Raw genomic sequence first — 19,999 nt, forward strand, 5'->3', positions numbered from 1 at the left:
CAGGCGACTCCGAACCGTCATATCGATATTTCCCACCCCATGATAGGAGAGCGCGGGGCCTCGTGAGGCGACTCGCCGCTACGCGAGTGCCAGCGCGGAGAAGACGACTCCGGCGACGGCGCAGACCACGCCGACCGCGATGAGCACGCCGCCGTTCCATCGGAGCTGCGCGGGGTGGGATCGAGACGGGTCGGCGGGGTCGTACGCGACGACGCAGGTGCCGCCGTACGGCGGACGGAACATCACCTTCACCCTGGCGACGCCGGAGCGGCCGACACCCTCGGCGGTGACGTACTCGTAACGGGAGGGCGACCAGCGCAGCGACGGGCCGATCCACTGCCCCTCGACGCGCGTCCAGTGCGACGGCACGAGAGCCCTGACCCGGAAGCCCGCGAAGGCGACGAGGCCGCCCGTGATCACGAGCATGAAGGCGGCGATGAACACGTGCCCCCCGATCGGTCGTCCTGCACCAGTCGAGTGTAGAGGGAGTGCGCCGCCGACTACTCGTTGGCCGCCATCGTCTGCGAGACCCAGTCGCGATACGCCGTGACGTCGGTGTAGAGCCCCGGGCCCTTCTCGCAGGAGGGCGACATGGCGCCCGGTCCGGACGTGACGCCGATCAGCTCCCAGCGTCCGTTGCTGCCGCGCTGGATCTGCGGGCCGCCGGAGTCGCCGTTGCACGCCATCGCATCGGCCTTGTGGCTCACCGTGCACAGACGCGTGGCGCCGGCGAAGCCCGGATCGCACTCGGACGCATCGCCGCGGACGGTCTCGAGCTGCCGCAGCTTCTTGGACATCTTCCACTTCGTCGGGTTCTGCTCGGGCGTGGTCAGGCCGAACCCGAGGATGCGTGTGGCGCTGCCGGGATCGGCTGCATGATCGGCGATCGCGATCGGTCGCTGAGAGACCGGCTTGTCGAGACGGATCAGCGCGATGTCGTTCTGATTCGGCATCCCCTGGGCGTAACCGGGATGCTGGAACACCTGCACCATGTCTCGGACGGCTCCACCCGAGGTGCGCTTGTCGCTGCCGATGCGCACCGTGCCCTCGGCGAACGACCCGATCTCCCGATCCACGCAGTGCGCGGCGGTCACGACCCACTCCGGGTCGATCAGCGCTGCACCGCAGCCCCCGTCGTCGAGTCCGGCGAGCGGCGCCGTGATCGGAATGCTCGCCATGAACGGGTACTTCTCGGACGCGGCGGAGCCTCCGACGATCGTCTTGACCGAGGTCGGCGCTGCGCTCGCCGCCTGTGCGGAGGCGAGCGAGAGCGCGAGGCCACAGGCCGTGACGGCGATGACGCCTGAGGCGCGGGTCAGCGTGCGACGAAGCGCGGTGTTCGAGGTCATGAGGGGTGCCTTTCCTGAGCGGTCGAGGTGACCGGACGTCATACCTCGACGTTAGAAAGGAGCCCGCGGCGATCCCATACTGCGGGCTGCCGAAGCGGGGTGGAGCTGGCGCCACCCCACCGTGTCGCGGGGCGGTGTCAGAGCACGATCTGGTCTGCCGTGGTCAGCTCGCGCCATCCGTCCGCGCGTGCCCCGGGGGCCGCGAGCACGTCGGCATCCGTCAGCACGCCGAAGTCGACACCGGTGACGCGGGCGATCTCCGCCACAGGCACCTGGAACGTGCGGAACGCCCCGAGCGGCGGAGCGGCGAGCAGCCCCTCGCTGGTGTCGACGAGCGCGGACTGGTCGAGGATGAAGCCCGCGCAGGAGAGACCGGCTGCTCCCGACCAGGCCGCGACCTTCCAGAACCGCAGCGGGATGCGGATGCCGCGGTACGGCGGGTCGTCGGCGGCCAGCACGGGCGCGGTGAAGACCGAGATGCGCTGGGCAGTGGCCTCGGCGTAGGCGAGCACATGGTCTTCGAGTCCGAGCCAGAGCTCCTTGGACTGGTTGAAGCCGGCGGCCTGCGGTGCGGCGTTCGTGTAGAAGAACGTGGCCTCCATCGCCGCTCGCGCTTCGGCTGCCTCACCCCAGCCCGGGTCGCGGCGGCGCACGAGGTGCCCGCGGTCGAGGTCGTTCCGCGCATACACGGCGGGGCCGGTCTGGGCGGTGTCGTCGACGCGCGGGTCGAGGCGCCACTCTCCCGCGCGCGGCAGATCGAGCAGGCGGGGGCCGTCGATGTTCACCCCGGTCACCGCCGCGAGCCGACGATCCCGGTCGAGCAGCACGGTGAAACGCGGGTAGTCGAGAGCGTGCACATCCTGGGCCGGATGCGGCAGCGGAACAGCACTCGAGAGGAATCCGGGGTCGTAGCCGTCGGTCATGCGACCATCGTGCCCCATGCCGCCGACACGACGGTTCTTGGGCGGCGGAACGGCGCCTGGTTGGATGGTGTCCGTGCACTTCTACGCGTGGGTCGCCATCCCTCCGGGCAGCGAGATCGACGCCGGCGTCGCCGCCGCGATGGAGCCGTACCGGATGAACGAGGACCAGCAGGAGTCGGATGCTGAGGACGACACGGAGGTCTGGGACTTCTGGACGATCGGTGGCCGATACACCGGGGCTCTCGACGGGTTCGACCCTCTGCAGGATCCAGAGAATCAGGAGACGTGTCCCCGGTGCTCTGGGTCGGGTGTTGGGGCCGCTCCCGGTGAGGACTGCCCCCGGTGCCGCGCGAGCGGGAGGGTGGCGACATCGCCTCAGCGGTGGCGGCGGCATCCGGGAGACGTGCAGCCGTTGCATCGCGTCGTGCACCGGGATCTGCCTGCCACGCTGGTGACCCCTGCCGGAATCCACCAGGCGTTCACCGTCGACGGCGCGTCGTGGACGGATGAGCGAGGCGGCATGCGTGCCGCGCTCGACGCTCTCGAGCCTGCGTCGCTGATCGTGGTGGTCGACTACCACCGATAGGCGGACGGCACGCCGGCGACCGGCTCCCTCGCTAGGACTCCGAGGGCTTCAGCGGCAGCTGCGGGCCGTGGTTCCAGGCGAGGATGGCGGGCTGCTCCCTGGTGTAGCCGAGAACCGACACCGAGCCGGCATCCAGTGTGATCTGCGCGCCGAACCGGGGGGCCTCGCGGAGGAACACCGCCGTGAGGATCCGCAGGTAGTGGCCGTGCGCGATCAGCGCCACGTCGCCGTCGGCCATCGCCGGCAGCACCCTCGTCAGCACGCGGGACGCCCGTGCGGCGACCTCCTCGACGGTCTCGCCGGGGGTCTCACCGCGGATCACGCCGTGGTTGAACGCCGTCCAGTCGTAGCCGAGCTCGGCGCGGATGTCGGCGCTGGTCCGTCCCTCGTACCCGCCGTAGTCCCACTCGACCAGCAGCGGGTCGATCTCGGCGTCGAGTCCGGCGAGTTCCGCCGTCCGTCGTGCGCGCTGCAGCGGGGAGGTCAGGATGAGGCCGAAGTCGTAGCCGCGCACCAGTCGGCCGGCCGCGGCGGCCAGCTCCTCACCGTGGGCGGTCAGCGGGATGTCGGTGCGTCCGGTGTGGCGGCCGCTCTTCGACCACTCCGTCTCTCCGTGGCGCAGCAGCACGAGCTTGCCCTGCGGATTGTCGGGGGCGGGGCGATCGGGCAGCGGGTCGGGAGCATCCACACCGCCACCGTAACCCCTCGCGAACGCCTACGGGCTATCCCGGGCGCCGCGGCCGCCGACCTCGGTCACCGGATGTCGAACCCGGACTCCTCCGCCTCGGCGATGAGGAGGCGGCTGATCAGGCGCACGAGCGTCGTGCGCTCGGCCTCCGGCAGATGCGCGAGCAGGCGCGAGGCCTCCGCGTCGAACTCGGCCTCGCCCGCTGTGGCGCGTGCACGGCCCTCGTCCGTCAGGCGCACCTGCACCGCGCGACCATCGTCGGGGGAGCGGAAGCGCTCCACGAGTCCCCGCTTCTCGGCACGGTCGACGAGCCCGCTGATGCTCGACTTGTCCAGGCCCAGGCGGGCGCCGAGCTCGCTCATGAGCGGCGTCCGGTCGCGCAGGATGCCGAGCATCCGGCCCTGCACCACCGACATCCCGTGGGCGGCCGACCGCTCCTCGAGGATCCTCTGCACGAGGAAGGTCAGCTGTGCCAGGGCATCGGCCGGGGAGAGCGCGGCATCCGTCATGGGAACAGTCTAGCCAAATGGTTCGCGATGCGTACTATTATAGTTCGTGACACGAACCAATAAGGAGACGCAACATGATCCACACCGATGCCGCCGTCGTCACGAGCTTCGACGAGCCGCCGCACTACCTTCCGTTCGACCTGCCCGAGCCGAAGGAGGGCGAGGTCGTCGTCGATGTGCTCGCCGCAGGCCTCCACCCGCGCGTGCGCTCCGGTGCGAGCGGAGCGCACTACACGAGCACCGGAGCGCTTCCGTTCATCCCCGGCGTCGACGGCGTCGGCCGCCGCGCCGACGGCGCACTCGTCTACTTCGCCGTCGACGACACCCGACACGGCACGATGGCGACGAAGGCCGTGATCGATCAGCGGCACACGATCGCCCTGCCCGACGGTGCGGATGCCGTGAGGATCGCCGCGGCGATGAACCCCGCGATGTCGTCGTGGGTCGCGCTCCGCCGTCGCGTCGCGTGGACGCCCGGGGCATCGGTGCTCGTGCTCGGGGCCACCGGGAACGCCGGAGCGATGGCGGTGCAGGTCGCGAAGCTGCTTGGTGCCGGCGAGGTCGTGGCCGCTGGGAGGGATCGGGGTCGGCTCGCGCTGGTGGGCGAGGCCGGCGCCGACCGCACCATCGCCCTGGACGATGCCTCCGCGGATGCCGAGCTCGCCGACGCGGCCCGCGACGTCGATGTCGTCCTCGACTACCTCTGGGGCGCGCCCACCGAACGCGCGATCAGGGCGGTGCTGACCGCCAGGACCGACCGGAGCCGGCCGCTCGACTGGGTGGAGATCGGCTCGGTGGCGGGGCCCGACATCACGCTCCCCTCGGCGGCGCTGCGCTCGGCGCACCTGCGTCTGATCGGCAGCGGGCAGGGCTCGATCGGACCGCGCGAGTACCTTGCCGAACTCCCCTCCCTCGTCGACGCGATCGGCGACGGCCGCATCTCCGTGCAGACCCGTACCGCCCGCCTCACGGACGTCGAGTCGGTCTGGAGCGAGCCCGAGGCGCCCGGCATCCGCACCGTGCTGGTGCCGTAGAGGTCTGATGCCGTGATCGACGTGGCCCGCACCGTCGGGCGCCGCTCCTTCCGGGGCGCCCGACGGTGTGGTTTCATGAGCGCATGACCGATATCCGGGGGGACAGGTCGAGGGGTGGCATCGCCCTCCTCGTGTGTGCGATGACTCTGCTGTTCGCGGGATGCGCCACACCCGCGGCGCCGCAGTCGACGACGGCGACGCCCACCCCCACGCCGACCGCGGCCTGTCCGCAGATCGAGGGCGTCGAGATGCCCCCGGAGTGCGCCCCCTACGACCCGGAGAAGTCGATGGCGCAGAACGACCGCTATCGGGAGCGGATGGACCTCTCCGAGGAGGCCCGCGCGGCGGCCGAAGAGGCCATCGCGGCCGCTCAGCCGGCTCTCGAGGAACTGCGGACCTCGGGTGGGCTCTCGACCACAGCGGTGCAGGACGCGTTGGCGGATGCCGGTCTCGCCGGCGCCTACGTCCGCGACGACTACGGCACTCCGCTCTTCGGAGCGGACGCCCCTGAGGGAGGGTGCGTGTTCGGAGCCGTGTCCGCCGACGCCCTGTCGATCGAGGCGGGCGGCTACATCATGGACGGCGGGTGCCTGCCCGCGCAGTGAAGCCCGAGTGCGCGGGAACCGGTCTTCGGTTCGGGTGAGGCTGCGCTCAGGGGCGCACGCGCACCGTGCGTCCCTCGAAGGAGACGAGGTCGCCGTCGTGCAGCTGGCGTCCTCGTCGGCGCTCCTCCTCGCCGTTGACGTTCACGTAGCCGTCGATGATCGCCTCCTTGGCGTCACCGCCGGTGTCGATGAGACCGGAGTACTTGAGGAACTGTCCGAGGCGGATCATCTCGCCGCCGATGGAGATGTCGTCGATCGAGGTGGCCATGAGCAAATGCTAGCCCGGGGAGGGGGAAGTCGAGTGCGGGAGGGGAGGCGACCTCCCCTCCCGCACGTCATGCGGTGTGAGCTACCGACGTGTCCGGCGCGCTGCTCGTGCGGCCAGGAGCAGCCCCACGGCGAGCAGGACGGCGCTCAGCGCGATCCCCGTGATCGGGAGGGCGCCTCCCGTGTTCGCGAGGCCGGTGCTCCCGGGGGCGATCTGCGGCGGTGTCGACGTGCCCGGTGCAGAGCCGACGGGATGTGTCGTCACGACGTCACCCGGTGCGATCGGGTCACCAGGAACCCACGGACCCTGGGGATCGTCAGGGTCGGGGAGGAGTGGCGTGGCGATCGCCGACGCGCGGTTGTCCAGCGCCTCCGGCGACTGCGCGTCGGCGTTCACGACGACCTCGTACGAGACGATCACGGACTCTCCCCGTGCGAGTGACCCCGTCCACGTCCATTCGTCCCCGTTCAGAACCGGCGCCGCGACCGCCGCGCCGCTCACGCTGGCCACGAGTGAACCCGGGACCAGCGCCGCGTCATCGAGGACGCCTCGGAGGTCGTCGGTGATCGTGACGTCGACCAGGTCGGTGTTGCCGGTATTCGACCCGGTCACGGTGTAGCTGAGGTGCTGTCCCGCCCCAAGACGGGTACCCGGCTGCGGATCCGAGGTCTTGGCGAGCGCGAATCCCGGTTCGGGGGAGACGGGATGCGACGTCTGCCCGCAGAGACCGCTCGTGCACTGCGCCGGCGCGCCGGGCGGCGTGGTTGAAGTGTGCACGTAGGCGATGTTGTGCAGCTCGACGTCGCCGCCGAGCTCGTCGGAGGGACGCACGGTCGCGGTGTACGAGACGCCTCCGACCTCGTCGATGGGCACGTCGGCGCCGGTCCACGTGATGAGCCCGGCAGCGGGATCCGCCACCAGGGTGCTGTGGGCCGCGGGGACGGCCGCCACTCCTCCCCAGGCGACGACGGCGTTGTCCGATACCGAAGCGACGTCGTCGGTGAACCGGCCGCTCCAGGACTGAGCCGGGAACCAGAAGTCGCGGATGCCGTCACCGGGCTGCAGGTGCGAGTAGCGCACGGCGTTCGCGTGCACGTGGTAACCGACCTCGTCCCCAGGGGCGAGGGCCGTGCCCGACGCGGGATCTGCCGTCTTCTCGATCGCGAACGCGGGAACTTCGAGCGTGTAGTCCTTATCGACGGCGACCGAGGTCCAGCGGTCGATCACGGCGAGGTTGCCCCAGGAGCCGAGGGTTCCGGCGGCCCGTACCTGGCTGGCCAAGACGTTGATGGTCGCTCCTGTGCATGCGCCCTGGCCCCACCCGTGCACTCCCAGCGCGCTGTCGACGTCTGTGGCCGTGACCACCGGCGTCGTCGAGCAGCGCGGTCCGATCAGCTGAGAGGGGTTGCGCGCCTGGGTGGGGCCGACGAGCAGTTCGTCGTTCCAGGAGATCGCCGTCCGATCGCTCGCCGGTCCGTTCAGCCGCTCGACCTTGACGCCGCCGGACATCCGCTCCACGTCGTCGTCGACGAAGTGGACCTCTCCGGTGTTCTCGATGTGCACGCGCACGGCGAGCGGCGTCAGCGTCGAGATCGGCTGTCCGAGTTCATCCAGCCCGTCGAAGGGGAGGGATGCCGGAAGGCCGGAGACGATCGACACGGGGAACGTGCGATCGGCCGGGCCCGCGAAGTCGCCGTCGTCATCCACGTCGACCTGGACCAGAACGCGACCCTCGTGACGAGGGACGGCGAACGAGATCGTGCCCGCGCGAGACCCGGGCTCCGACGCGGTGAAGCGCAGATCGTCCACCCTGATCTCGTCGGGGCTGGGTGGCGTCGCGAGGAGCCACGTCGACGAGCCGTCGGGCAATGCGACCCGTGCAGGCAGATCCGCGGACGGAGCGGCGAAGAAGATCTTGTAGGGGGAGAAAGCGCACGTGGATTCTCTGAGCGGCAGCAGCGTTCCGTTGTCGAGACCCAGTACCGACATGGTTCCGGTCTGGGTGATCGAATGGTACGCAGGCGTGCATGTCGTGGCGTCCACGTTTCCGAAGGCGTTGGCCTCGAATCGTGAGTCGATCCCGGTCATGTTGTCCCGCCGGATCTCATAGGTGAAGCCTTCGGCGGTCTGATACCAGAGGTCGAGGTCGACGGGGGTCGTGAGCGAGTCGCGCACACCGTAGCTCTCCGTCCAGACGCGGCCGGACTGCGTTCCCGACGTCGGCGTCGTACGGGCGTCGATCGTCCAGCGGAACGCGACCGGTCCGAGCCGGGCGGTGCTGGTGCTCCCCACCGGACGGGTGAGCGTGACACTGTAGACCCCGTCGGCGGGAGCCGGTGCAGAGGTGACACCGCCGGTCCACGTGCAGGAGGTTCCTGCGGAGGCGGTCGTGGGCACGTCGCACGAGAAGACCTCTGTTCCGCCGGGATCCGTCACGACGATGCGGCTCCCGCCTCCCCACGCGTTCCCGGTGTCTGTGGCCGCCTTCGTGAAGTCGACATGCGGATACTCCCCTTGCTTCACGTACACGTACCAGGTCTGCTCGCCGCGGACCGTCGCATTCGTCGCATTCGATTCTGCGGCGGCCGGAGTCGGCGGCGCCACCAGCGGAAGCGCCGCGAGGAGCAGGGCGGCGAACGCGAGGAGACCCCATGGCCGCTGTCGGCGCGACGGAGAACGGCGCATCTCTCTGTGTCGGTGCGCGGCGTGACGGATATGCGACAACGTGAACCCCCAAGGATCGCAAGCGGATGGTCGGCCTGTCGCAGCGAGGTCATGTGCCCGCCGTCGCCCAGAGCCGTTGCCTACAAGACCCCATCGGTCCCACCCCGATGACGCGGCCGTGATCGGGGTGGCATCACCCGCGGACACGGCGTCCTCCCTGCGCGACTCGCTAGGCGTCGCGGAGCGCGCGCAGCACCTCTCGCGCGGCGGTCTCACCGGCCTCGATCGCGCCGTCGATGTACCCGGGGTGGTCGCGAGCGTACTCGGTGCTCGCCCAGTGCACCGGTCCTGCAGGCGTGCGGCGGAGCGGGAGCCGCATGGCCGTGCCGGGGAGGGGCAGGGTCGAGTAGCCGCCCTTGACGTGCGGATCGAGGTGCCAGAACTTCTCGTGCCACTCCGCCGGCGCCAGGACTCCGGGGCCGTGGGTCCGCACGAGGGGCGTGAGGAGCAGGCGCTGCCGCTCGGTCGGGTCGAGGTCGGCCAGGGCACGTCCCTCCGGGCCGGGGATGAGGAAGCAGAGATGGCCCTGACCGGTCGGGGGCGACGTGTCGAAGACGGCGCCGCCCGGACGGTCGAGCAGCAGCGAGTCCTGCGCCTTGCGCTCCTGCCAGAACGGGAGGGGATAGATCGCGAACGCCTTGTACACGGAACCCATGTACGTGCCGTCCTCCATGCGACGATGAGCCGACGGGAGCGGCGGTTCGTGCTGGATCTCGCGCGCCACGGGCGGTGCGACCGCCACGATCACTCGGTCGAACTCGTATTCGCCCTCCGTGGTCTCGACGGTCACCCCCGACGGCCGGCGAAGGATGCCCTCGACCCGCTGCTCCAGGCGAACGCGGTCACCCAACTCGGCGGCGAGGAGCTCAGCGATCGTGCCGGCGCCCTCGAGGATCAGTGAGTCCTGCGCTCCGCCTCGCGCACGCATCGAGTGGCTGAGGCCCCCTTGCGCCGCCGACAGCCGCACGGCGGCGCCGAGCGTGTGACGATCGAGATCGCTCGTCCACGATATTCCCGCGACGACCTCCAGCAGACGACGGGATGCCGTGGGCACCTTCGAGATCGCCGCGTCCAGCGTGCGCTCGCTCATCCGCCGGGGCAGCCCGAAACGGGTGAAGAGCTCGAAGAGGCCGAGGGTGAGGAAGGCGGGGACGTTCTCCATCCGCAGGAGCGACCGGGAGCGCCCGGACCGGATCGCGCGGGAGACATCCCTGGTGACGGGGAGGCGGGTGAGATCCAGCTCATCGAGCAGCGCGATGAGGCGGTGATGATCCGCACCGACCCACTGGCCGCCGAGATCGATCCGGGAGCCGAGTCCTGTCGTCATCGCCGAGACGCGCCCGCCGACGCGATCGGCGGATTCGAAGACCGTCACGTCCGCGCCGGCGTTGGTCAGCATCCTCGCCGCGATGAGGCCGGAGACACCGGCCCCGATGACCGCGATCCGGTCTGCGTCCGCGGATGATCCGCTTTCGTTCCTGCTCATCGTCTCTCCTTCATTGCAGTCGTCACTCTCGTGATCGAGATCTTCTGGTGGGGGTCACGCCGGGAGGCGCTCCCACTCCTTCGTCAGGCCGCGTCGAGCACGGTAGGCGAGAGCGGCGACGGCCGCCGGCTTCACGCGGAAGGCGGAAGCGAGCTCGGAGATCGGCGTGTCCTCGACCGCATTGAGCCAGAGGATCTGCTGCCAACGGGGCGGGAGGCTCCGGAATGCGAGCTCGAGGCGCGGGTCCGTGAACACACCGACGATCGATGCGGGGTCCAGATCCAGCGCAGCATCCGTGGGGTGCTCCAAGGCGCCCAGGTCGGCGTTGGTGACCTCTGGCGCGTGACGCGACCACTTCGCGGCCACGGTGCGGACGGTGGTGGCGAGGTAGGCGGCGAAATGATCGCGGGGGCCGTTTCCGCGTCGTAGCGCGTGCAGGATCCTCGCGTACGCCTCTGCGACCAGATCCTCCGGCTCAAACCGGGCGGTCGTCCGCAGCGCGACGACGTAGGCGAGCCGGTGATAGCGCGACCAGAGCTCACTGAACACGATCATGTCGCCGGAGCGGGCGAGATCGAGAATCTCCGTGTCGGAGAGCTCGCTCGGCGAGACGGGTGAGCCATCGTCGTCAGGGGGTTCAGGGGGTTCAGGGGGTTCAGGGGGAGAGGTCGGGTGCATCTCGGCTCGTTTCGGGGGGACGAGTGACCGCCGGAAGAACGGTCGGTTCCCACTTTCCGCGCGGGGCACGCCCAGAACCCCCGTGGTGCTACGGGGGTTCTACGGGTTCTCGCCGGAGAAGAGCGCCGGTCGGGTCGTCAGGGGAGGCGACGACCCGACCGGCCGGTGAGGACTCTCGCCCGGGCATCCCCAGAGCCCCTGCGTCGACGATCCCGGTGGAGACCCGACGACGGACGCGGCGAGAGAGGGGAAGCCGATCTCGCGACGTCGAGACCTCCTCACCCACACAGTCAGATCGTCGAGCTGCCCCATCGATGACGCGTCACCGGGAATGACCTCGGGAGCGGGGTCGACGCGAGGCGCTGCGTTCCGGCGAAACGCGCGTTCGCAGGTGCCCTACATTGGGTGATCACATGTGAACGGCGAATGGAGCAAGATGCGGGTGTCCTGCGATCTGAATCCCGTGTCCGAGCTCATCGGACGGGAGAGCGCAGCGCGGGAGATCACGATTCTCGTGGGGCGGCAGCGCCTCACGACCCTGATCGGCGCCGGCGGCGTGGGTAAGACACGGCTCGCGCTCGATGTGGCCGCACGGTTGTCGTCGCAGTTCGACGACGACGTCTCCGTCGTGCAGCTCGCCGCCGTGGGGAGCGTCGGAGATGCCCTCGCCGTGCTGCCTGTCGGAGCGACGTCAGTGGACGCGTTCGTCGATGCGGTGGGGGCGTCCCGGGCTCTCATCGTCCTCGACAACTGCGAGCACGTGATCGATGAGGCACGAGAGTTCGTCTCGGAGGTCTTGCGGAGGTGTCCGGGCGTCACGATCCTCGCGACGAGCCGACAGCGCCTGTCGCTGAGAGGGGAGGCGGTGCGGACCGTGACGCCGCTGGCGCTGAGGCCCTCTGCGATCCGTCGATCCGGCTGGCACGAGCCGTCGGACGCCGCGCGCCTCTTCCTGGGTCGTGCGGGCCTCGTCGTGCCGGACGACGAGGTGACGGACCTGGATGCGGTGGAGGACGTCTGCGCGCTGCTCGGCGGGATCCCGCTCGCGATCGAGCTCGCCGCGGCTCGTCTCGCACTCCTGTCGGTCGGTGAACTCCGCGCGCGGCTGAGGACCTCAGTGCGGATGCTCGCCGATGCACGCACGGCGGACGGGGTGAGGCAGGCGAGTCTGTGGAACAGCATCGCCTGGAGCTACGATCTCTGCTCCGTCGAGGAGCAGCGCGTATGGCGCGCACTGTCGATCTTCAGCGCTCCGCTCTCCCTCGACGACATCGAATCCCTCATCGTCGAGATCGTCGGCGGCGCGGTGGACCCCCTCGAACTCGTCAGCGACCTCGTCGACAAGTCGGTGCTGGTGCGGCTCGGCGGACGCTCGTCGTCGTTCACGCTCCTCGAGTCGCTGAAGGAGTACGGGCGGACGCAAGCCGAGGAGTCCTCGGAGATCGACGCGTTCCAGCGCCTGCGCCTCGAGTGGTGCCGATCTCTCGCCCTGCGCGCGGAGGTGAACTGGATGTCCGACCAGCAGGCGTCTCTGTCAGCCCAGCTCGCCCGCTCCCTGCCCGATCTGCGTCTCGCCGTCGCATGGGGCGTAACGCACCCGGACGCGATCGACTCGATCCTGGACCTCCTCCTCGCGGCATGGAGGCCGCTGGTCGAGACGCAGGGCAGAATCGCCGACCTCCTCTCCTGGCTGGATGCTGTGCTCGCGAGGCTGCGTCGGCCCATGGGGCGGGCGGCGGTGACGGCGCATATCGTCCATGCCTATCTCACGGGAATGGCCAGGGGGCTCGACGCGGCGCGGCCCCGATTCGCACTGGCCCGCGGTCTGGCCGACGAGATCGGCTACGCGGATGCCGTCGTCTACGCCGAGGCGGCGGAGGCGATCCTCTCTCCCGTCGAGGAGGCGCATGTCGCGCTTCTGGAGGACGCGATCGAGCGAGGCAGCTCGGGCGAGCACGGCATCACCGTCTCGGGGATGCGGATCTCGCTCATCCTCGTCCACGACCAGCTGGGCCACGTCGGCGAGGCCGATGTGCTCCTCTCCGAATGGATGCGCCGCAGCACGCTCTCCGGGGAGCGCAACGAGCAGATGTTCGTGCTCACAGGGCTCGCCATCACCGCCTTCCTCCGCCGCGACATGGATCGCGCGGCGGATCTGGCATCCCGCGCCCTCGCCTTGGCCGAAGGGGAGGATCCCTCTCTCGCCGTGTCGATGAACCTCGAGACACTCGCCGCAGTGGCCGAGGCGCGGGGCGATCGCATCGGGGCGGCACGGCTGCTCGGCGTCGCCGACGAGGTCGCGCGTGTGGTGGGCGGACGGGACACCGTCCTCGAGGAGGTCTCGATCGACCGCCCTCGCCTCGAGGAACGACTTCGCGAGGAGCTCGGCACGGAGGGGTTCGCGCGCCCCTACCTCGACGGAGCGGACGCCGCCCGGCGCGACGCGTTCGCGGCGACCAGGGTGATCGCTCCGGCCGCGCCGGAACGGCGCACGCATCCGCTCGACGGACTCACCCGCCGCGAGCTGGAGATACACGATCTGGTGGCAGAGGGGCTCACGAACGCGGAGATCGCGCAGAGCCTCACGGTCTCGATGCGCACCGTCGAATGGCACGTGCAGAACATCCTGATGAAACGCGGCTTCACCTCACGGGTTCAGATCGTGTTGTGGAAGCGGGGGGCCGAGACCTAGCTCCGGGACTCGCGCGACGCGACAGTATATTGCGTGCGCGTCATGCGCATCGGTGCCTGAGACTCTCGTAAATGGACACGACCTCAGGCATCCAGAGGCAGTGGATGACCGGCCGAGTCGACGGACACGATCCCCAGCGTTCGTCCGTCGGAGCATTGTGCTCCACGCAGCTCTCGTCCAGCTGCAGAGCGGCTCCGGAGTCCCCAGCCCGGAGCCGCTCGTCTCTCTGTCTCGGTTCTTTTGCGTCGTCGCGTCATGCCGGGGGAGGTTCAGGGGTCGTATCGCTCATGGGGGCCTTCGAGTGCCTCCGGGTGTGGCCGAATCGGGTCCGGCGCACCGCGTGCCGTCGCGTCTTCGGGGGACGCGACGGCACGATTCGCATGCCTGATCGGTCGATCGTGCGCGCGCTGCGGGGCGGTGGCCTCGGTCGTCGAACGACCCGGGCGGGCTACGGCAGGCGTTCCTCGGCGGGCCCGACCGGCGGGGGACCCGAGGATGCCGCACGCGCAGCCTCCTCGCGACGGGCGATCTCCGCGGGGACCGACAGCGACAGCGGCGCGAAGGGGATGAACGCGCGCTCGAAGGCCCGCGCGAAGAAGGCCCGCACCTCGGCGCGGGGGTTCCACACGCGCGTGGGGATGGTCTCGGTCTTCATGCCTTCAGTCAATCGCACGTCGGCGGGGCGGAACCAGGTTCTGCGAGGGCACCCCTCAGATGCAGGGGTCTCGTCGAGGTGCGCCGCACACGGAGCGCTCGGCGCGCCGCCCGAGCAATACGATTGAGCGGTGACCGACCCGACCACGTCCGCCGAGCGTCTCGTGCGCCGTTTCGCCCGCGAGACCAACCTGCTCGTCGCCGGTCGCACCTTCGCGGTGGAGGGCGCGGGTGCCGTCTCGCACGAGCTCCGCCGCCTGCTGGCCGCTCTGGGCGCTCACCTGGGCTCCGATGGCGTGACCTTCGCACCGGGGCAGGATCCCGACATCCTCATCGACGGAACAGCCCTGCCCGCACGGGTGACCGCAGCCGACCGCGTCGACAACGCGGGCGCGCACATGCCGGTCTCGACACTGGTCGCCGCGCGCCTGCGCGAGGAGGGCGTCGTGCGCGGCATCCGAATCGGCATCGCGATGGTGCTGGAGCCCAAGACCGCCCAGCTCGCACTGCTGCTGCGCGACGCCGGAGCGGACGTCGCCGTGTACGCCCACCCCGACGAGATCGACGTCGAGGTGGCCGATGTGCTGCGTGCCCGCGGCATCCCCGTCGACGGAGACCCTGCGCTCTCGGGTGCGGAGGAGCGCGCCGCCGCCGTGGCGTTCCTGCGGCGCGGCTTCGACCTGCTGCTCGACGACGGCTCCCACCTGATCCGCCTCGCCCACGAGGAGGGCCTCGCCGCTGGTCTGCGCGGCGCCGCGGAGGAGACCACGAGCGGGCTCACCCCGTTGCGGCTGATGCAGAGCAGCGGACTGCTCGGCATCCCCGTCATCGCCGTGAACGACGCGGCCATGAAGACGTCGTTCGACAACCGCTACGGCACCGGTCAGTCGTGCGTGTTCGCGATCGCCGATGTGCTCGACGCCGCGGGCATCGGCGTGCGCGACCAGCTCGCCGTCGTGGTCGGCTACGGCCCGGTGGGCGAGGGGGTCGCCGCGCACCTGCGCGCGCTCGGCGCCGAGATCGCGGTGGCCGAGACCGACCCCGTGCGGGCGCTGCGGGCGGCACACGACGGATTCCGCATCGGACCGCTCCGCGAGCTCGCGCCGGGTGCGCTCGTCGTCTCCGCCACCGGTGCGCCGCACACGGTCGACGCCGAGACGCTCGCCGTCGCGCGGATCGTCGCAGTGGCGGGCGGAGTGCCGGGCGAGGTCGACGTCGATGCCTCGGCGCTGCGACCGGTCGGCGCGCACCTCGACAGGGCGCGAGACGGAGCCCTCCTGATCGCCCGCGGCGGCTGTGTGAACCTCGCCGCCGCCGAGGGCAACCCGATCGAGATCATGGACCTCTCCTTCGCGGTGCAGCTCGGGGCCGTCGAGCAGCTGCTCGCGCGCGAGCTCCCCGCCGGCCTCCATCCGTTCCCCGCCGAAGCCGATCGCGCCATCGCGCTCGCAGCCGCCGATGCGCGGGGCGACCGTCTCGACGAGCGCAGCGCCGCGCAGCGCGAGGCGCAGGACGAGTGGCGCTCCCGCCGCTACCTGGGGGTCTCGGCATGATCACCGTCTACTCCGCAGGACTCGTCGTCCCGATCACGGCGCCGCCCATCGTCGACGGCGCCGTCGCCGTGCGCGACGGGCGCATCATGCACGTGGGGGAGCGCGCCTGGGTGCTGCGCTCGCTGTCCGAGCGCGGACTCGCCCACGACGAGGTGCATTGGCCCGGAGTCCTCACCCCCGGGCTCGTCAACGCTCACACCCACCTGCAGTACACGGGCATGGCCGTCGTCGGCCGCGGGCAGTACACCGGATTCGACGACTGGGTGCAGGCGTTCGACCCGGTCTACGAGGCCGGACGGGACTGGGGAGCGGATGCCGCGGCCGGCGCCGAGATGGCGCTCCGCTCCGGAACCACGGCCGTCGCCGACGTCGTCACCGACCCGTCGGCGGCATCCGCCCTGCACGACGCGCGACTGCACGGCATCACCTACTGGGAGGTGATGAGCTGGACCAACGCCGACTGGGCGCGGACCGGCCGCGCGCAGGTCGAGCAGGCGTTGGACGCCCTGCCCACCCCTCCCGGCACCGGGCTCTCGCCCCACGCCCCGTACTCGCTCGACATCGAACCTCTGCTCGAGATCCCCGACATCGTGCGCGAGCGCGGCGGCCGCATCCACATCCACCTCGGTGAGGCCGCCTTCGAGAGCGAGTTCGCGCACGAGCATCCGCAGGCCTGGCACACGGCAGGGCTCGCGAGCTTCCAGGAGCTGCGCGAGGCCGGCTTCGGCACCAGTGCGACCGAGTTCGTCGACCAGCTCGGGGTGCTCGGGCCCGACTGCCACATCGCGCACGGCGTGTACATGAGCGCCCGCGACCGGGCGATCCTGCGCGAACGCCGAACGACCGTGGCGCTGTGCCCGCGGTCGAACGCGGTGATCGGGCTCGAGGAGCCGCCGATCGCCGCGTATCTGCGCGAGGGCAGCCCGATCGCCGTCGGCACGGACTCGCTGTCGTCGAGCCCGTCGCTCGACGTGCTCGCGGACGTCGCCGAGCTCGCGCGCATCGCCCGCTCGCAGGGCTACACCGACCGCGACCTGCACGCCCGGCTGCTCGGTGCGGCGACCATCGGCGGAGCCCACTCCATGGGCATCGACGTCGGCCCCGACCGCACCGGCTACCTCGCGGTCGGCGCGCTCGCCGACCTCACGTTCTTCGACGTGCCGGCCGGGCCCGATTCGATCCAGGAGCTCGTCGAAGACGGCGCGGGGCGTGCCGCGGCCACCGTCGTCTCGGGCGAGGTCCGGTGGGCGAGTGACAGCTTCGGCGCCGCGGTCGTTGAGCGAGCGAAGCGAGACGACACGTCCGAGGATCCACGCGAACGCGTCGAAGGAGCCATCCAGTGACCGCTGACCGACCCGCCACCGCCGAGCGCCTCGACCTCGCCCCGCACCCCGAGGGCGGCTGGTTCCGCCGCACCTGGACGAGCCCGCTCGCCGTCGAGACGCCGAACGGCCCGCGCCCGGCCGGCACCTGCATCCACTACCTGCTGCAGCCCCACGAGCGCAGCGAATGGCACGTCGTCACGAGCGACGAGCTGTGGCTCTGGCACGGACCCGGCCGGCTCGAGCTGAGCCTCGGCGGCGACGGCGAGCAGCCGGGTACGGCGACCGCGATCGTGCTCAGCGGGACGGATGCCGCGCAGGTGCTCGTGCCCGCCGGCGTCTGGCAGGCCGCCCGACCTCTCGACGACCAGGAAGTGCTGGTCTCCTGCTTCGTTTCCCCAGGTTTCGACTTCGCCGATTGGCGACTCGCCGAGTCCCCTACTCTTAACCAAAACCCGAACACTCTTCAGGAGTAAACGTGACCGTCTCCCGCACCCTTCGCCGCGCCGCAGCGGCCGCCATCGCGGTCGCCGCCGCCGTGTCCCTCGCCGCCTGCGCGAGCGGCCCGACCACCTCGCCCACGGCCGGCGCCGACGGCGAGCTGCAGACCGTCACCGCCGGCAAGCTCACCATCGCGACCGGCGAGCCCAACTACGAGCCGTGGTTCGTCGACGACGACCCCTCCAACGGCAAGGGCTTCGAAGGAGCGGTCGCGAACGCGGTCGCGAAGGAGCTGGGCTTCGCCGCCGCCGACATCGTCTGGACCCGCACCGGCTTCGACGCCGCGATCGCCCCCGGCCCGAAGGACTGGGACATCAACATCCAGCAGTTCTCCGTCACCGACGAGCGCAAGAAGGCCGTCGACTTCTCGTCGCCGTACTACACGACCACGCAGGCCGTCGTCGCGCTGAACAGCTCGCCCGCGGCATCCGCCACGACCATCGACGCCCTCAAGAAGGCGAAGGTCGGCGTCGCCGCAGGCACCACCAGCTACACCGTCGCCAAGGCGCAGCTCGGCGAGGCGAACCTCAGCGTCTTCAACACGGTCGATGACGTCGTGCTCGCGCTGCAGGCCGGCCAGATCGACGCCATGATCACCGACCTGCCCGGCGCGTTCTACGTCACCGGCGCCGTGGTCGACGACTCCTCCGTCACGGGCCAGTTCGCCAGCTCCGACGGCGGCGACGAGTTCGCCTTCGTGCTGCCGAAGGGCTCGGCCCTCACCCCCGCCGTCACCAAGGCCGTCGATGCTCTGCGCGCCGACGGCACGCTCGACGAGCTGCAGCAGAAGTGGCTCAGCGACGCGGTCGACGTCCCCGTCCTGAAGTGACGAACACCTCCGCCGAGACGGCGTGGCAGCCGAGCGAACTCGAGCTGTCACGCCGCGCTCTGCGGCGCAGGGCGACGACCCGGTCGGTCCTGATCGCGTTCGTCAGCAGCGTCGTGCTGATCGGCGTCGTCGCGATCATCGTCGTCAACACCCCGGGGTGGGCGGTCGTCCGGCAGACGTTCTTCGACCCCGAGATCGCGCTCAAGAGCGTCGGGCCGATCTTCCAGGGTCTGCTCACCAACCTCCTGGTGCTTGTCATCGCCGCGGTCGGCGTGGCGATCCTGGGCACGCTGCTCGCCACCATGCGCTCGCTCCGAGGTCCGGTGTTCTTCCCGCTGCGCGCGCTCGCCGCGACGTACACCGACTTCTTCCGCGGCGTCCCGCTGCTGATCGTGCTCTACCTGATCGGCTACGGCATCCCCGCGCTGATGATCTTCCCGCGCATGCCCCCGGCGTTCTGGGGAACCATCGCGATCATCGTCACGTACTCGGCCTACGTCTCCGAGGTGCTCCGCGCCGGCATGGAGGCCGTGCACCCCTCGCAGCGCGTGGCCGCGCGCTCCCTCGGGCTCAGCCACGCGCAGACCCTGCGGATCGTCGTGATCCCGCAGGGCGTGCGCAAGGTCGTGCCGGCTCTCATGAACGACTTCGTGTCGATGCAGAAAGACGTCGGACTCATCTCGGTGCTCGGCGTGATCGACGCGGTGCGCGCCGCGCAGCTGCAGGTCGCCGACACCTACAACTACACGCCCTACGTCGTCGCGGGGCTGTTCTTCATCATCCTCAGCTGGCCGATGATCCGATTCACGGATGCCGTCACGGCGCGGCTCAACAGGCGCGAGCAGGCCGGAGGCGTCGTATGACCGTTCCCGTCATCGAGGCCAGGGGCGTGCGCAAGCGCTTCGGCGATCACGACGTGCTCCGCGGGCTCGACCTCGCCGTCGAACCGCACGAGGTGGTCGTGCTGATCGGAGCCTCGGGATCGGGCAAGTCCACGCTGCTCAAGACCATGAACCTCATCGAGCGGGTCGACGACGGGCAGATCTTCCTCAGCGGAGACGACATCACCGATCCGCGGGTGGATGCCGACAGGGTGCGCGCGCGCATCGGCGTCGTGTTCCAGCACTTCAACCTCTTCCCGCACCTGACCGTGCTCGAGAACATCACCCTCGCCGCGCGCAAGGTGCACCGCCGTTCCGCGTCGGAGGCGCGCGCCCGAGGCCGCGAGCTGCTCCAGACCCTCGGCCTCGGCGACAAGGCCGACGAGTACCCCGACCGGCTCTCCGGAGGTCAGCAGCAGCGCGTCGCGATCGTGCGGGCGATCCTCACCGAGCCGGAGGTGCTGCTGCTCGACGAGATCACCAGCGCGCTCGACCCCATGCTCGTCGGCGAGGTGCTCGATCTCGTGCGCGAGCTCAAGCGCCGCGGCACCACGATCGTGATGGCCACGCACGAGATGTCGTTCGCCCGAGAGGTCGCCGATCGCGTCGTCTTCCTGAAGGAGGGCGTGCTGGTCGAGCAGGGTCCGCCCGAGCAGATCTTCGACGCCCCGCAGCATCCGGCGACGGCCGAGTTCCTGGCGCGCGTGCGGCACTGAG

The 19,999-nt window shown here is 70.4% G+C and carries 20 protein-coding genes; 10 read left to right on the top strand and 10 right to left on the bottom strand.

The annotated features are described in order from the left end of the window. Positions 1-78 precede the first annotated feature (78 nt). From ACFVRO_RS04375 to ACFVRO_RS04385, 3 genes are all read right to left on the bottom strand, one after another. Positions 79-444: a DUF3592 domain-containing protein gene (locus tag ACFVRO_RS04375; RefSeq protein ID WP_386949656.1), complete on the bottom strand. Its 366-nt coding sequence runs from the start codon at positions 442-444 to the stop codon at positions 79-81. A 56-nt stretch (positions 445-500) separates the two neighbouring features. Then, the gene (locus tag ACFVRO_RS04380; protein WP_386949659.1) at positions 501-1,349 is read right to left on the bottom strand and encodes a S1 family peptidase; all 849 of its coding nucleotides are present in this window, start codon (positions 1,347-1,349) and stop codon (positions 501-503) included. 137 nt (positions 1,350-1,486) lie between these two features. Continuing rightward, positions 1,487-2,272, bottom strand: a complete 786-nt coding sequence (locus tag ACFVRO_RS04385; RefSeq protein ID WP_386949660.1) for a DNA/RNA non-specific endonuclease — start codon at positions 2,270-2,272, stop codon at positions 1,487-1,489. A 64-nt stretch (positions 2,273-2,336) separates the two neighbouring features. Between ACFVRO_RS04385 and ACFVRO_RS04390 the strand changes: the two genes are divergently transcribed. Further along, positions 2,337-2,858, top strand: a complete 522-nt coding sequence (locus ACFVRO_RS04390) for a hypothetical protein (RefSeq protein WP_386949663.1) — start codon at positions 2,337-2,339, stop codon at positions 2,856-2,858. A gap of 31 nt (positions 2,859-2,889) precedes the next feature. Here the strand turns inward: ACFVRO_RS04390 and ACFVRO_RS04395 are convergent, their stop codons facing one another. Continuing rightward, the gene (locus ACFVRO_RS04395; RefSeq protein WP_258132638.1) at positions 2,890-3,546 is read right to left on the bottom strand and encodes a histidine phosphatase family protein; all 657 of its coding nucleotides are present in this window, start codon (positions 3,544-3,546) and stop codon (positions 2,890-2,892) included. Between the two features lie 65 nt (positions 3,547-3,611). Next, a complete protein-coding gene (locus tag ACFVRO_RS04400) occupies positions 3,612-4,055 on the bottom strand; it encodes a MarR family winged helix-turn-helix transcriptional regulator (RefSeq protein ID WP_386949666.1) in 444 nt (147 codons plus the stop codon). Between the two features lie 74 nt (positions 4,056-4,129). Between ACFVRO_RS04400 and ACFVRO_RS04405 the strand changes: the two genes are divergently transcribed. Continuing rightward, positions 4,130-5,089, top strand: a complete 960-nt coding sequence (locus ACFVRO_RS04405) for a zinc-binding alcohol dehydrogenase family protein (protein ID WP_386949669.1) — start codon at positions 4,130-4,132, stop codon at positions 5,087-5,089. Between the two features lie 83 nt (positions 5,090-5,172). Continuing rightward, positions 5,173-5,694 (top strand): hypothetical protein, encoded by a 522-nt coding sequence (locus tag ACFVRO_RS04410; RefSeq protein WP_386949672.1) that lies wholly within the window; start codon positions 5,173-5,175, stop codon positions 5,692-5,694. Between the two features lie 46 nt (positions 5,695-5,740). On the opposite strand, the gene ACFVRO_RS04415 is transcribed toward ACFVRO_RS04410, so the two are convergent. From ACFVRO_RS04415 to ACFVRO_RS04430, 4 genes are all read right to left on the bottom strand, one after another. Next, positions 5,741-5,962 carry an RNA-binding S4 domain-containing protein gene (locus tag ACFVRO_RS04415; RefSeq protein WP_105675951.1) on the bottom strand — a complete coding sequence of 74 codons (222 nt, stop codon included), beginning with the start codon at positions 5,960-5,962 and terminating at the stop codon, positions 5,741-5,743. An 81-nt stretch (positions 5,963-6,043) separates the two neighbouring features. Then, positions 6,044-8,647, bottom strand: coding sequence for a hypothetical protein (locus ACFVRO_RS04420; RefSeq protein ID WP_386949673.1), 2,604 nt, complete (start codon positions 8,645-8,647; stop codon positions 6,044-6,046). Positions 8,648-8,855: 208 nt separating this feature from the next. Beyond that, a complete protein-coding gene (locus ACFVRO_RS04425) occupies positions 8,856-10,172 on the bottom strand; it encodes a flavin monoamine oxidase family protein (protein WP_386949676.1) in 1,317 nt (438 codons plus the stop codon). Between the two features lie 54 nt (positions 10,173-10,226). Beyond that, positions 10,227-10,727 (bottom strand): RNA polymerase sigma factor, encoded by a 501-nt coding sequence (locus ACFVRO_RS04430; RefSeq protein ID WP_386949682.1) that lies wholly within the window; start codon positions 10,725-10,727, stop codon positions 10,227-10,229. 586 nt (positions 10,728-11,313) lie between these two features. Between ACFVRO_RS04430 and ACFVRO_RS04435 the strand changes: the two genes are divergently transcribed. After that, a complete protein-coding gene (locus ACFVRO_RS04435) occupies positions 11,314-13,542 on the top strand; it encodes an ATP-binding protein (RefSeq protein WP_386949685.1) in 2,229 nt (742 codons plus the stop codon). Between the two features lie 448 nt (positions 13,543-13,990). Here the strand turns inward: ACFVRO_RS04435 and ACFVRO_RS04440 are convergent, their stop codons facing one another. Further along, positions 13,991-14,197, bottom strand: coding sequence for a hypothetical protein (locus tag ACFVRO_RS04440; protein ID WP_386949687.1), 207 nt, complete (start codon positions 14,195-14,197; stop codon positions 13,991-13,993). Positions 14,198-14,327: 130 nt separating this feature from the next. Between ACFVRO_RS04440 and ACFVRO_RS04445 the strand changes: the two genes are divergently transcribed. The 6 genes from ACFVRO_RS04445 to ACFVRO_RS04470 are packed head-to-tail and all read left to right on the top strand — an operon-like array spanning position 14,328 to position 19,998. Continuing rightward, positions 14,328-15,749 carry an adenosylhomocysteinase gene (locus ACFVRO_RS04445; RefSeq protein ID WP_386949690.1) on the top strand — a complete coding sequence of 474 codons (1,422 nt, stop codon included), beginning with the start codon at positions 14,328-14,330 and terminating at the stop codon, positions 15,747-15,749. After that, positions 15,746-17,092 carry an amidohydrolase family protein gene (locus ACFVRO_RS04450; RefSeq protein ID WP_386949693.1) on the top strand — a complete coding sequence of 449 codons (1,347 nt, stop codon included), beginning with the start codon at positions 15,746-15,748 and terminating at the stop codon, positions 17,090-17,092. The genes ACFVRO_RS04445 and ACFVRO_RS04450 overlap by 4 nt, the downstream gene beginning before the upstream one ends. After that, a complete protein-coding gene (locus ACFVRO_RS04455; protein ID WP_386949696.1) occupies positions 17,089-17,547 on the top strand; it encodes a cupin domain-containing protein in 459 nt (152 codons plus the stop codon). Before ACFVRO_RS04450 ends, ACFVRO_RS04455 begins: the two co-directional genes overlap by 4 nt. Positions 17,548-17,549: 2 nt before the next feature. Further along, on the top strand, positions 17,550-18,401 hold the full coding sequence (locus tag ACFVRO_RS04460) for an ABC transporter substrate-binding protein (protein ID WP_386949699.1): 852 nt from the start codon (positions 17,550-17,552) through the stop codon (positions 18,399-18,401). Next, positions 18,398-19,264, top strand: a complete 867-nt coding sequence (locus ACFVRO_RS04465) for an amino acid ABC transporter permease (protein WP_386949702.1) — start codon at positions 18,398-18,400, stop codon at positions 19,262-19,264. The genes ACFVRO_RS04460 and ACFVRO_RS04465 overlap by 4 nt, the downstream gene beginning before the upstream one ends. Further along, complete coding sequence (locus ACFVRO_RS04470) at positions 19,261-19,998, top strand: amino acid ABC transporter ATP-binding protein (RefSeq protein WP_105675864.1); 738 nt, start codon at positions 19,261-19,263, stop codon at positions 19,996-19,998. The genes ACFVRO_RS04465 and ACFVRO_RS04470 overlap by 4 nt, the downstream gene beginning before the upstream one ends. The last annotated feature ends 1 nt before the right edge of the window (position 19,999 follow it).

The organism is Microbacterium sp. NPDC057944 (assembly GCF_042887445.1).
GTDB lineage: Bacteria > Actinomycetota > Actinomycetes > Actinomycetales > Microbacteriaceae > Microbacterium > Microbacterium natoriense.

Excerpts from the sequence above, each read along its gene's own strand:
- ACFVRO_RS04450 (WP_386949693.1), top strand. The coding sequence starts at position 15,746 with ATGATCACCGTCTACTCCGCAGGACTCGTCGTCCCGATCACGGCGCCG.
- ACFVRO_RS04425 (WP_386949676.1), bottom strand. The coding sequence starts at position 10,172 with ATGAGCAGGAACGAAAGCGGATCATCCGCGGACGCAGACCGGATCGCG.
- ACFVRO_RS04470 (WP_105675864.1), top strand. The coding sequence starts at position 19,261 with ATGACCGTTCCCGTCATCGAGGCCAGGGGCGTGCGCAAGCGCTTCGGC.
- ACFVRO_RS04385 (WP_386949660.1), bottom strand. The coding sequence starts at position 2,272 with ATGACCGACGGCTACGACCCCGGATTCCTCTCGAGTGCTGTTCCGCTG.
- ACFVRO_RS04420 (WP_386949673.1), bottom strand. The coding sequence starts at position 8,647 with ATGCGCCGTTCTCCGTCGCGCCGACAGCGGCCATGGGGTCTCCTCGCG.
- ACFVRO_RS04405 (WP_386949669.1), top strand. The coding sequence starts at position 4,130 with ATGATCCACACCGATGCCGCCGTCGTCACGAGCTTCGACGAGCCGCCG.
- ACFVRO_RS04380 (WP_386949659.1), bottom strand. The coding sequence starts at position 1,349 with ATGACCTCGAACACCGCGCTTCGTCGCACGCTGACCCGCGCCTCAGGC.
- ACFVRO_RS04415 (WP_105675951.1), bottom strand. The coding sequence starts at position 5,962 with ATGGCCACCTCGATCGACGACATCTCCATCGGCGGCGAGATGATCCGC.
- ACFVRO_RS04440 (WP_386949687.1), bottom strand. The coding sequence starts at position 14,197 with ATGAAGACCGAGACCATCCCCACGCGCGTGTGGAACCCCCGCGCCGAG.
- ACFVRO_RS04390 (WP_386949663.1), top strand. The coding sequence starts at position 2,337 with ATGGTGTCCGTGCACTTCTACGCGTGGGTCGCCATCCCTCCGGGCAGC.
- ACFVRO_RS04400 (WP_386949666.1), bottom strand. The coding sequence starts at position 4,055 with ATGACGGATGCCGCGCTCTCCCCGGCCGATGCCCTGGCACAGCTGACC.
- ACFVRO_RS04430 (WP_386949682.1), bottom strand. The coding sequence starts at position 10,727 with ATGATCGTGTTCAGTGAGCTCTGGTCGCGCTATCACCGGCTCGCCTAC.
- ACFVRO_RS04410 (WP_386949672.1), top strand. The coding sequence starts at position 5,173 with ATGACCGATATCCGGGGGGACAGGTCGAGGGGTGGCATCGCCCTCCTC.